The sequence below is a fragment of the Variovorax rhizosphaerae genome, assembly GCF_037889975.1.
GTDB classification, from domain to species: domain Bacteria; phylum Pseudomonadota; class Gammaproteobacteria; order Burkholderiales; family Burkholderiaceae_C; genus Variovorax; species Variovorax rhizosphaerae.
Window position 1 is genome coordinate 544,769 of sequence record NZ_JBBKZT010000002.1, and the last position, 12,393, is coordinate 557,161.

Genomic DNA, 12,393 nt, shown 5'->3' on the forward strand with positions numbered 1-12,393 from the left:
GTTTTCCGCCATATAGACTCGTTGATGAAGTGTATACAGTTTGGAGTACACCACGGTGCACGCCGCGGTGATCCCTTTCCTTCATCCATTACAACGGTAGGCGGACACCCATGGAACACGGCGATCACGGCATCCGGGGCTCTGACCCCCAGCTCATCAACGAAGACCTGGCGCCCGTGACGGGCGAGCGCAAGGGCTGGTCCTACTACAGCGTGTTCGCGATGTGGATGTCCGACGTGCACAGCGTCGGCGGCTACACCTTCGCGGCCAGCCTGTTCCTGCTGGGCCTTTCCGGCTGGCAGGTGCTGGCGGCGCTGGTGATCGGCATCTCGGTGGTCAACGTCCTCATGAACTGGATCGGGAAGCCGAGCCAGCAGCATGGCATTCCATTTCCGGTCATGGCGCGCGTCAGCCTCGGCGTGATGGGTGCCAACTTCGCGGCCGTGATCCGCGGGGTGGTCGGCATCGTCTGGTACGGCGTGCAGACCTACTTCGCCTCCAAGGCGGTGGCCACGCTGGTGCTGGTGTTCTTCCCCGGAGCGGCCGCGCTGCATGACATGAGCTTCCTGCGGCTCGACCTGCTGGGCTGGGCCTGCTTCCTGTTCATGTGGTTCTTCCAGTTGCTGATCTTCCAGCGTGGCATGGAAGCGATCCGCAAGTTCATCGACTTCTGCGGCCCGGCCGTGTACGTGGTGATGTTCCTGCTGATGGGCTGGATCATCTGGAAGGCCGGCTGGTCGCTCGACCTCACGCTGAGCGACAAGGTGCTGACGGGCACCCAGGCATGGTTCGCGATGGGCAATGCCATCCTGCTGGTGGTGAGCTACTTCGCCGCGCTGCTGCTGAACTTCGGCGACTTCTCGCGCTATGCCCGGACCGAGCGCGACATGAAGGTCGGCAACTTCCTCGGCCTGCCGGTCAACTTCATCCTGTTCGCGATCATCGTGGTGGTTGTCACCTCGGGGAGCGCCAAGGTGTTCGGCCACATGATCATGGACCCGATCGAGATCGTCTCGAAGATCGACAACAAGTGGGCCGTGGTGCTGGGCAGCCTGACCTTCATCGTTGCGACCATGGGCATCAACATCGTCGCGAATTTCGTTTCACCGGCTTTCGACATCGCCAACCTGTTTCCGAAGCACATCAGCTTCAAGAAGGGCGGCCTGATCGCTTCGATCCTGGCGGTATGCGTCTGCCCGTGGATCTTCGTCGACAGCCCAAAGGCGATCACCGTGTTCGTGAGCGTGTTCGGAGCGGTGCTGGCGCCGATGTTCGGCGTGATGGTGGCCGACTTCTACCTGCTGAAGAAGCAGGTGGTCGACGTGGAACAGCTCTACACGATGGCACCCAACGGCCGCTACAACTACGACGGCGGGTGGAACAAGGTCGGTCTTGCTGCGCTGGGCCTGTCGAGCGCCATCGCAATCGGCTGGGAGTTCGCCTCGCAGTTGTTCCATGTGATTCCGGAGAACAACTTCGGCTGGTTCATCGGCGCGATTGCTGGTGCGGTGATCTACATGGTCATGATGCGCGGCGCCAAACGAACCTGAGATATCAAATCATCGCCAGCGGCGTCTTGCGCCGCGGCGGTGGATGAAGGCGGTCGATCTCCGCGATATCTTCGGAAGTGAGCACGAGGTCTGCCGCGGCAAGGTTCTCGCGCAGATGGCCCTCGCGAACAGCTTTCGGAATCGCGACCACGCCCGGCTCCGCCAGTAGCCGCGCCAGCGCAAGCTGCGCCGCCGTGACGCCGCGACGCGCAGCCAGCGCACCCAGTTCCAGATCGGTCGCCAGCGCGCCCTGGTCGATCGGGCTGTAGGCCATCAACGGCTGGCCATGGTTGCGCAGCCAGGGCAGCAGGCTGAACTCCGGACCGCGCTCGCTCAGCGAGTAATAGACCTGGTTGGCGGCGCAATCCTTGCCCTCCCCGAGCGCATTCAGTTCCGCCATGTCGTCGACATCGAAATTGCTCACGCCCCACTGGCCGATCTCGCCGCGCGCGGCCAACGCCTGCAACGCGGCACACGTGTCGCGCAAGGGATGCGAGCCTTGCCAGTGCAGCAGGTAGAGGTCGATGCGGTCCAGGCCCAGCCGCTGCAGGCTGCGCGCACAAGCCTGCTCCGTGCCCTTGCGGCTGGCGTTATGCGGCAGGACCTTGCTGACGATGAACAACTCGTCGCGGCGCACCTCGCCCGCGTCGATGGCTTCCGCGATCGCCCGTCCGACCACCTCTTCCGAACCGCCGTCGCCGTACATCTCGGCGGTGTCGATCAAGCGGTAGCCCATCTTGATCGCGATGCGCACCGCAGCGACTTCCGCCACGCGCAGCCCCGTGTTTTCACCAAGTCGCCATGTGCCGAGGCCGAGCACCGGCATGGCGGCGCCGGATGGAGTAGAGACGGTTCGCATCATCGGGCCATTGTGCGCATGATCGACAGCTGCGGCGCAACTCCGCCGATGCACCAAGGTGCCAGTGCCCACTGCACCACAGGACAACAGATGGCGGCAACGCCCGCCTCCATGATGACGCTCTCCCCGCGTGCGCCTCGGGGACGTCACGCGCCCATACGCATCACAGGAGCAGACATGGCAGCAAGGAAATCTTCCAACGCACCGGCGGGCAAGAAGCCCAACATCCTCGTCATCTTCGGCGACGACATCGGCATCCCGCAGGTCAGCGCCTACACGCGCGGACTGATGGGCTACCAGACGCCGAACATCGACCGCATTGCCAACGAAGGGGCCCTGTTCACTGACTCCTATGGCCAGCAGAGTTGCACCGCCGGGCGGGCTTCGTTCATCCTCGGCCAGGAGCCATTCCGCACTGGCCTGCTGACCATCGGCATGCCCGGTGACCCGCACGGCATCACGGACTGGATGCCGACCATCGCCGACGCAATGAAGGCGCAGGGCTACGCCACCGGCCAGTTCGGCAAGAACCACCTGGGCGACCAGGACCAGCATTTGCCCACCAACCACGGCTTCGACGAATTCTTCGGCAACCTCTACCACCTGAATGCCGAAGAGGAGCCCGAGGGCTATTTCTATCCCAAGGACCCCGAGTTCAAGAAGCGCTTCGGCCCGCGCGGGGTGATCCACTCCATCGCAGGCGGAAAGATCGAGGACACCGGCCCGCTCAATCGCGCCCGCATGCCCACGGTCGACGAGGAATTCCTCGCCGGCGCGCAGAAGTTCATCCAGCGCAGCGTCGAGGCCGACACGCCCTTCTTCGTGTGGTTCAACACCACGCGCATGCACGTCTTCACCCACCTCAAGGAAGAGTCGGTCGGCAAGTCCGGCAAGGGCCTGCACGCGGACGGCATGGTCGAGCATGACGGCCATGTCGGCCAACTGCTCGACCTGCTGGACGAACTCGGCATCGACGACAACACCATCGTCGTCTACACAACCGACAACGGAGCCGAGATCGCACTCTGGCCGGACGGTGCCATGACCATGTTCCGCGGCGAGAAAGGGTCGACCTGGGAAGGCGGATTTCGCATCCCGATGGCGATCCGCTGGCCCGGCACCATCAAGCCGGGCACCGTATACAACGACGTCATCTCGCTGCTCGACCTCTTTCCGACGCTGTGTGCGGCGGCGGGGGCACCCGACATCAAGGAGCAACTAGCCAAGGGGACGACGCTCGGAAAGAAGAAGTTCAAGGTGCACCTCGACGGCTACAACTTCATGCCCTACTTCCAGGGCAAGGAAACGAAGGGCCCTCGCGATGAGATCTACTACTTCGACCAGGGCGGCAACCTCAACGCGCTGCGCTATCAGGACTGGAAGGTCAGCTTCGCGGTGCAGTACGGCAACATCGCGACCGGCGTACGCTCCGTCACCGCCTGGGCGACCATCGCCAACCTTCGCATGGACCCCTACGAAAAGGGCATGGAAGAAGGCGGCGAGGCCATGAAGTTCCTGGCACAGCAGATGTGGTTGCTGGTGCCGGTACAGGGCCAGATCAAGAAGTTCTTCAGCGACTTCGGCGACTACCCCTACCAGGCGGGCAGTTCGCTCAATGCGGGCGGCATCAACTACGGCCTGCTGAAGCAGGAGGATGCAATGAAGCGACTGAAGGAACTGGAGAGCATGCACCCCGGCAGCTGAAAAAGCTCTCGCGTGGTGCCCGCAACGCCCGCTGCCCGCGGGCGTTCTTGCGTCTGGCGCGCCGAATGGCGCTGCGGGCGCGGCGCTTGCTAGACCCAACCACCCTCGGGAATACCCTCTGCATCCCGAAGCTCAATCTTGCCTACATTTCTTGCATGCAAGATTGATCGATGTTGCATGCAACCTTGCACCTAACAGGAGCCCCTTCATGCCCCGTTTCGCGAAATCCCTTTTTGGCCAGGTTGTCATCGCGCTTGTCGTCGGTGTGCTGCTTGGCCTCTTCGTGCCCGACTTTGCCGCCAAGCTCAAACCCCTGGGCGACGGCTTCATCAAGCTGATCAAGATGATCATCCCCGTGCTCGTGTTCTGCGTGGTGGTGCATGGCATCGCCGGCGCGGGCGACTTGAAGCGCGTGGGCCGGGTCGGCGTCAAGGCGCTGATCTACTTCGAGGTGTTGACGACCATCGCCCTCGCCATGGGCCTCGTTCTGGCCTTCGTCTTCAAGCCGGGGGTCGGCATGAACGTCGACCCCAAGCTGCTGGACGCATCGGCCATGAGCGCCTATGCCTCCAACGCCGACAAGCTCACCAGCGGCGGCACGGTCGAGTTCCTCATGAAGCTGATCCCCACCACGGTGGTGAACGCCTTCGCCACCGGCGACGTGCTGCAGGTGCTGCTGTTCGCGGTGCTGTTCGGCTGCGCCCTGGCGTTGCTGGGTGACCGCGGCAAGCCGGTGGCGCAGGTGGTGGATGCGCTGTCGCTGGTGCTGTTCAAGATCATGGGCATCATCATCAAGCTGGCGCCGCTCGGCGTGCTGGGCGCCATCGCCTTCACGGTCGGCAAGTACGGCATCGGCTCGCTCAAGCAGCTGGGCATGCTGGTGGCGCTGTTCTACGGCGCGGTGCTGATCTTCGTGTTCGTGGTGCTCGGGCTGGTGATGCGCATGTCGGGCTTCAGCCTCATCAAGCTGCTGCGCTACCTGCGGGAAGAACTGACCATCGTCTTCGCCACCACCTCGTCGGACAGCGTGCTGCCGCAGATCATGGCCAAGCTGCGCAACATGGGCATCCGCGACTCGACGGTCGGCCTGGTCATCCCCACCGGCTATTCGTTCAACCTCGACGCCTTCTCGATCTACATCACGCTGGCGGCCGTGTTCATCGCACAGGCCACCAACACGCCGATCTCGATGACCGACCTGATGACCATCCTCGCGATTGCGCTGGTCACCTCCAAGGGCGCGCACGGCGTGCCGGGCTCAGCCATCGTGGTGCTGGCCGCCACGCTGCATGCCATCCCGGCGATTCCGGCGATTGGCCTGGTGCTGGTGCTGTCGGTGGACTGGTTCATGGGCATCGCCCGTGCGCTCGGCAACCTGATCGGTAACTGTGTGGCCACCGTCGCCATCGCGGCATGGGAAGGCGACATCGACCGCGAGCGGGCGCATGCGGTGCTGAATGGCAGCTACTCGCCGGACGATGAACCGCTGGCCGAGCCGGGCGTGGTAGTGTCGCCCGCTCTCAACCCGAGCCATTGAACAACGTGGACATGAGCGCCGCACCCGGCCGCCCCAAGCAAGTTCGCACTCCACCGAGGAGCAGCGAGGACACTTCAGCGCCGGGCGCGGGAGCTTCAATAGCCATCGTCTCGCCCACCGTCATCGCCGAGCAGGTGGTCGAGTCCATCCTCGCCCAGAAGCTGGCCCCCGGCGAGCGGCTCGGCGAACAGGCACTGGCCACCCACTTCGGCGTGAGCCGCACGATGGTGCGCGAGGCCCTGATGCAGTTGCAGGCGCGCGGCTTCGTCGAGGTGCAATCGAAGCGCGGCTGGTTCGTGGTGGAGCCCTCGGTCGAGGAGGCGCGTGACGCCTTCTCGGCGCGGCGCATTGTCGAGTCGGGCATCCTGAACCACGCCGGCAAGCCGCTGCAGAAGGTGATCCGCCGACTGCGCGAGCACATCGCGGACGAACAGCGTGCGATCGATGGCGCCGATGCCGCCACACGGGCCTTCCTGCTGGCCGACTTCCATGTCTGCCTGGCCGAGCAGATGGGCCACCGCCTGCTCAGCGACATGCTGCGCGACCTTACGGCACGCACCACGCTGGCCGCCACGCTGTTCCAGTCGAAACATGAAGCAACGCAGTCCTGCGCCGAGCACGGCGAGATCGTGGCCGCACTGGAAGCCGGCAACAACGCACTGGCCCGGACGTTGATGCTCAGGCACATCGGCAACGTCGAGGAAGCACTCGAGGTGGATCAGGCCAATGCCCAGCCCGACGCATCCGCCCGCCTGCGAACATCGCTCGCGCCCGTCGCGAGACCCCGCGCTGCGCGCTGAGCGCGCAGCCACGGGGTCGGCGAAGGATCAGCGCGCAGCGGTCGGTGCAGCCTTCTCGCTGACCTGGAATGCAGGCTGCGCCGCTTCCTTGTTCGCGAGATTCACCCAGCCGCCACCCATCGACTTGTAGAGTGCCGTGGCCTGGAACAGCACGGCAGCCTGTGCATCGACGTATTGCAGTTGGGCATTGAACAGGCTGCGGTCCGCGTCCATGACTTCCAGGTAGCTGCTGTAGCCACCTTCATAGCGCTTGCGGGCCAGCCGAGCGTAGTTGCTCAAGGCGTCCGCCTGCATCTTCGATGCGTCGCGCGACTTCACCGATTCGGTCACGCCCACGAGCGCGTTCTCGGTTTCGCCAAAGGCCGCCTGGACCGCCTTGCGGTACTGCGCGAGAGACGCCCGCTGGGCCGCCTCCGCGCTCTGGACCTGGCCGGCGATGGCGCCAGCGGTGAAGATCGGCAAGTTGACGTCAACACCGTAGGTCCACAACCGCGCGGCGCCCTTCGACACATCGGACAGCGAGCGGCTGGCACCGCCAAACGCCCCGGTGAGCGAGATGGACGGGAAGTACGCCGCCTTGGCTGCACCGATGCGCGCATTGGCCGCCACCAGCGACTGCTCGGCCTGGAGCACGTCGGGCCTGCGTTCGAGCAGATCCGAAGGCAGTCCCGCCGGAACCAGGGGCAACACGAGTTCGCCGATGGTCTTGCCGCGCGCGATCGGCCCCGGATTGCGGCCGACAAGATTCGACAGCGCGTTCTCCTGCTGCGCCCGCGCCTGCTCCAGTTGCGGCAACGCGCGCAGTCCTGCCGCGTACTCGGACCGGGCCTGGTTCAACTCGAGTTCCGATACCACGCCGCCCCGGAAGCGCTTCTCGAACAGCGTCAACGTGTCCTTGCGCAACTGGACTGTGTTGCGCGTGACATCCACCTGCTGATCGAGTTCGCGCAAGGTCACATAGCCGTTGATGACGGCCGACACGACCGAGAGAATCGTGCCGCGCCGGGCTGCCTCGCTCGCCTGCAGTTCCGCCACGGCGGCCTCGGTGAGACGACGGGTGCGGCCGAACAGGTCGATCTCCCAGCTGGCCAGCAGATTGGCCTGCGCGGAATTGAACGGATTCGTCCCCGGCGCCGGCGTGATCGTGAGCTCGCTGGCGCGGGTGCGGGTGTCCGTCACCTGCGCGCCAAACTGGGGGAAGAGCGCCGAACGAGTCGTGCCCAGCGCACCGTAGAACTGGTCCACGCGTGCGGCTGCGGCGACGATGTCCTGGTTGTTGGCCAGCGCTTCGGTGACGAGCGCGTCCAGCTGGGGATCGCCAAAGCGCTGCCACCACGCCGTGTCGGCCGCCGTCGCACTCGCACCGGCCAGCAACGCGTTGTCCCTGAACTTTGTCGGCACGGAAAGTTCGGGTCGCTTGTAGTCCGGGCCCAGCATGCAGCCGGACAAGAGCGCGACCAGCGCCAGTCCCATCGCGCCCCGCACTGCGCGGGGGCGCCCCGGATGATCAATGGTGCGCATCGACGACCTCCTTGCCATCGGCCAATTGAGCGGGCTCCGCCGACTTCTTGCCGAAGCGATCGCTCCAGACTTCCAGCGCCCAGAAGAACATGGGAATGAAGAAGATGGCAATCACCGTCGCAGCCAGCATCCCGCCGATCACGCCCGTACCGAGCGAATGGCGGCTCGCCGAGGAGGCACCGCTGGCAATCGCCAACGGCACGCAACCCAGGATGAACGCCAGCGAGGTCATAATGATGGGACGCAAGCGCATCTTGGCAGCGGCAACGGCCGCGTCATAGGCGGACATGCCTTCCTTGTGCCGCATCTCGATCGCGAACTCGAAGATCAGGATGGCGTTCTTCGCCGCCAGCGCAATGAGCACGGTCAAGCCGATCTGGAAGTAGATGTCCTGCTCGGTGCCACGCATCCAGATCGCCGCAATGGCGCCGAACAAGGCAAACGGCACCGCCAGCAGAACGCCGAAGGGCAGCGCCCATTTCTCGTACTGGGCCGCAAGGATCAGGAACACCATCACCAGTGCGAACGCAAACACCAGCCCGGCCGTGGAACCCGCCTTCTTCTCTTCGTAGGCCTGGCCTGACCACGCAAACGAATAGCCCGGCGGGAACACTTCCTTTGCCACCGCTTCCATCGCCGAGAGCGCCTGCCCCGAGCTGTAGCCCGGCGCGGAATCCCCGGTGATCTTGGCCGCCGTGAAGTTGTTGAAGCGCGCGACGACGTCCGTGCCAATGCCATAGCTGGTCTTGACCAAGGCGTTGAGCGGAATCATCTTGCCGTCGGCACTGCGCACGTACATGTTTTGCAAGTCCTCCGGCTTTGTGCGCGCGTCCGACTCGGCTTGCAGGAGCACCTGGAACAAACGGCTGTTCTTGGGGAACTGGCTCACGTAGGCCGAGCCGAACAGCGTCTGCAGGGTCATGTAGACCTCTTGCACCGGCACGCCGAGACTTTCCGCCTTGTCGCGATCCACATCCACCATCAAGCGCCGCGAACTGGTGTTGAGGGTGGAGTTCAACCCTTTCAGTTCAGGCCGCGAGTTGGCCTTGGCGATGAAGTCGCGCGTCACCTTCTCCAGTTGCTGCAGCGTCCCGTCACCCTCGCTCTGGATCCAGAATTCGAAGCCGCCGGTCGTACCCAAGCCCGGGATGGAAGGCGGATTCATCGGAATCATCACGCTCTTCTGGTCCTTGGAGAACGCCTCGCTTGCATTCCGGATCAAGGCGTCCGCCTTGGTGTTGGGGTCCTTGCGTTCGGCAAAGTCCTTCATCACGACGAACAGCGCACCTGCATCGGGCTTCAGCTGCATGTCGAACAGGCTGAAACCGGGGATGCTGACGGTGTTCTTGACACCGGGCTGCTTGCCGAACCAGGCCTCCTGGCGGTCCGTCTCGGCCTGGGTTCGATCCAGGCTGGTGGAGTCCGGCATGATCGTCGCGGCGAAGATGTAGCCTTGGTCCTCCACGGGAAGGAACGAGGTCGGCACTTGCCGGAACAGGCCCAGCGCAATGGCGCACATGCCGAGAACGAGCAGACCCGCGGCGGCCGACCGCTTGATGATCAGCTTGGTCGCCGAGCTGTAGCCTTCGGTCATGCGATCGAAGCCGCGATTGAACCAGCCGAAGAATCCCTTCTTCTGGCCGTGCTCGCCCGGCTTCGGCGCCTTCAGCAGGATGGCTGCAAGTGCCGGCGACAGCGTCAGGGCCACGACGCCCGACAGCACCACGGAGAACGCGATCGTGATGGCGAACTGCTTGTAGAGCTGCCCGGTGATGCCGGAGAGGAAGGCCACCGGAATGAACACGGCGCACATCACGAGCACGATGGCGACCACAGGGCCGCTCACTTCGTCCATGGTCTTGCGGGCCGCCTCCTTGGGAGACAGGCCATGCGTCGCCATGTTGTGCTCGACGCTCTCCACCACCACGATCGCATCGTCGACCACGATCCCGATGGCCAGGATCAGCCCGAACAAGGTCAATATGTTGACCGAGAAGCCCATCAGCGACAGGCCGATGAAGGTGCCGATGATGGACACCGGCACGGCCAGGATCGGCACGATGGTCGCGCGGATGCTCTGCAGGAACATGAACACCACGATCACCACCAGGATCAGCGCCTCGACGAAGGTGTGGACCACTTCGTTGATCGACTCCTTCACGAACTCCGTGGTGTCGAGCGAGATGTCGTATTCGATCCCGGCAGGAAAGTTCTTCTTCATCTCGGCCAGGGCCGCATGGACGTCCTTGGACACCTGCAGCGCGTTGGCGCCCGGCTGCTGGTAGATCGCGATCAGCGTGGCGTCCTTGCCGTTGTACTTGGGTCGGATCGAATAGTCCTTGGAGCCCAGCTCGGCATGGCCGATGTCCTTGACGCGGACGATCGCACCAGTGCCTTCTTGCGCGCGCAGGATGATGTTGTCGAACTGCGAAGGCTCGGTCATGCGCCCGGCCGTGGCGACCGGAATGGTCTGCTGGACCGGCGACGAGGTCGGCGGCGCACCCAGCCGCCCCGCGGCGTACTGCTGGTTCTGCGCCGCCACGGCACGCTGGATGTCCCCCACGGTCAGACCAAGGCTGGCCATGCGGTCGGGCTTGAGCCACAGCCGCATCGCGTAGTCCGGGAAGCCCATGATCTCGCTCTGGTTGGCACCGGGCAGGCGCTTGATCGAGTCGAGGACGTTGATGCTGGCGTAGTTGGCGACGTAGGTGGGATCCTGGCTGCCGTCCGGCGAATAGATCGACACCAGCATCAGGAACGACTGCGAGCGCTTCTGGACAGAAACGCCCTGCAAGCTGACCGCCTGCGGCAATGTCGGCAGCGCCAGGTTGACCCGGTTCTGCACGTCGACCTGCGCGAGCGCGGGGTCGGTGCCGATGTTGAAGAACACCGAAAGCGACATGGTCCCCGTCGAGGTCGACGTGGAGTTCATGTACATCATGTGGTCGGCGCCGTTGACCTGCTGCTCGATGGGCGCGGCCACGTTCTGCGCCACGACCTCTGAACTCGCCCCGGGATAGCTGGCAATCACGGAGATCTGCGGCGGCGAGATGTCGGGGAACTGCGCGACCGGCAAGTTCACCAACGCCACCCCGCCCGCAAGCACCAGGATGATCGAGATGACGCTTGCGAAGATCGGGCGGTCGATGAAGAAGCGGGAAATGCTCATGGTGTCGCTTCCTTGGCAGTCACCGGCGAGCCCGGTCCGATGCGCATGAAGCCATCCACCACGACACGTTCACCATCCTTCAGGCCGGTGTTGACGAGCCAGTTGTCGCCCATCCAGCGGCCGACATCGACAGGACGCGGACGCGCCTTGCCCTCGGCGTCCACCGTCCAGACGAAGGAGCCGGTCGGGCCGGCCTGCACGGCGCGCTGCGGCACCACGATGGCGTTCGGCCGCGTGAAACCATGGACGTTGACGCGCACGAACTGGCCCGGCCGCAATTCACCCGCGGGGTTGGGCAGGTCGGCACGCAACAGGAAGGTGCCCGTTTCCTGGCTGAACGAGGCGTCCGCGAAGGTGATGCGGCCACGCGACGGAAAGGTGGTTCCGTTGGCGAGCAGGACTTCGACCTCGTACTTGTCGCCCGGGGCGGCCTTGAGCAGGCCCTTGGCAACGTCGCTCTTCAGCTTCAGGCTTTCGTTCTCCGAGAGGCTGAAGTTCACGCGCATGGGGTCGAGCTTGGCAACGTAGGTCAGCAGGCTGTTGGCGGCATTGACATAGGCGCCGTCCTGCACCTTGGCGAAGGAACTGATGCCCGCCAAGGGAGATGTGATGGTCGTGTAGCCGAGGTTGAGTTCCGCGTCGGTCACCTTGGCGGCGGCAGCCTCGACCGCCGCGGCGGCGGCTTGCGCCTGCCCGGTGGCGTCGTCGAGATCCTTGGCGGCCAGTGCGTTGTCGGCCACCAGGGGCTTGACGCGGTTCAGGTTGGCGCGCGCGGTGTTGAGGCGAGCCTGCTGCTGGGCCAGAACGGCTTTCGCGGCTTTGACTTCGGAAACGAAGGGCTTGCTGTCCATGATGAACAGCGGTTGACCGGCCTTGACGACGGCGCCTTCCGTGTAGACGCGCTTTTCAAGGAAGCCAGCGACCCGCGCACGGATCTGGACCTTCTGCGAACTCTCGGTTTCGCCCACGAACTCGTAGGAAACCGGAACTTCCTTCGCCTTGAGGGTGATGACGGAGACGTCGGCGGGCGCGGCGGCGGCCGGGGCTTCCGGTGCTTTTTTCGAGCATGCGGCGAGCAGCGCGATGACTGCGAATGTGACACCGAAACGTGGTCCCCCGAACGTGTTCCGTGCCAATGCGTTGGTTTTGCAACCCATGTGATCCTCCCTGATCGTTTGTGGGCAGCATAACAAATTTGCGATGTTAGTGATTCCAAATTCTCAAAAAAGCCAGTTTTTGTTAGCCGTTTACGG

At 64.2% G+C, this 12,393-nt stretch carries 8 protein-coding genes; 4 read left to right on the plus strand and 4 right to left on the minus strand.

Translation table 11 applies throughout. The features are described from left to right. Positions 1–110: 110 nt before the first annotated feature. On the plus strand, positions 111–1,550 hold the full coding sequence (locus WKW82_RS06380) for an NCS1 family nucleobase:cation symporter-1 (RefSeq protein WP_340341403.1): 1,440 nt from the start codon (positions 111–113) through the stop codon (positions 1,548–1,550). 4 nt (positions 1,551–1,554) lie between these two features. Here the strand turns inward: WKW82_RS06380 and WKW82_RS06385 are convergent, their stop codons facing one another. After that, positions 1,555–2,409: an aldo/keto reductase gene (locus WKW82_RS06385; protein WP_340341480.1), complete on the minus strand. Its 855-nt coding sequence runs from the start codon at positions 2,407–2,409 to the stop codon at positions 1,555–1,557. A gap of 177 nt (positions 2,410–2,586) precedes the next feature. Here WKW82_RS06385 and WKW82_RS06390 point away from each other — a divergent pair, with 177 nt between their 5' ends. The 3 genes from WKW82_RS06390 to WKW82_RS06400 all read left to right on the plus strand — a co-directional run bounded on the left by WKW82_RS06390 (position 2,587) and on the right by WKW82_RS06400 (position 6,450). Beyond that, the gene (locus tag WKW82_RS06390; RefSeq protein ID WP_340341404.1) at positions 2,587–4,113 is read left to right on the plus strand and encodes an arylsulfatase; all 1,527 of its coding nucleotides are present in this window, start codon (positions 2,587–2,589) and stop codon (positions 4,111–4,113) included. Positions 4,114–4,321: 208 nt separating this feature from the next. Continuing rightward, positions 4,322–5,650 (plus strand): C4-dicarboxylate transporter DctA, encoded by a 1,329-nt coding sequence (locus WKW82_RS06395; RefSeq protein WP_340341405.1) that lies wholly within the window; start codon positions 4,322–4,324, stop codon positions 5,648–5,650. Between the two features lie 98 nt (positions 5,651–5,748). After that, entirely contained in the window at positions 5,749–6,450 is a 702-nt protein-coding gene (locus tag WKW82_RS06400; RefSeq protein ID WP_422823430.1) for a GntR family transcriptional regulator, read from the plus strand. Positions 6,451–6,477: 27 nt separating this feature from the next. On the opposite strand, the gene WKW82_RS06405 is transcribed toward WKW82_RS06400, so the two are convergent. The 3 genes from WKW82_RS06405 to WKW82_RS06415 are packed head-to-tail and all read right to left on the minus strand — an operon-like array spanning position 6,478 to position 12,297. Then, positions 6,478–7,971, minus strand: coding sequence for an efflux transporter outer membrane subunit (locus WKW82_RS06405; RefSeq protein WP_340341407.1), 1,494 nt, complete (start codon positions 7,969–7,971; stop codon positions 6,478–6,480). Next, complete coding sequence (locus tag WKW82_RS06410) at positions 7,958–11,140, minus strand: efflux RND transporter permease subunit (protein WP_340341408.1); 3,183 nt, start codon at positions 11,138–11,140, stop codon at positions 7,958–7,960. The genes WKW82_RS06405 and WKW82_RS06410 overlap by 14 nt, the downstream gene beginning before the upstream one ends. Next, positions 11,137–12,297 (minus strand): efflux RND transporter periplasmic adaptor subunit, encoded by a 1,161-nt coding sequence (locus WKW82_RS06415; RefSeq protein ID WP_340341409.1) that lies wholly within the window; start codon positions 12,295–12,297, stop codon positions 11,137–11,139. Before WKW82_RS06415 ends, WKW82_RS06410 begins: the two co-directional genes overlap by 4 nt. Positions 12,298–12,393: the final 96 nt, after the last annotated feature.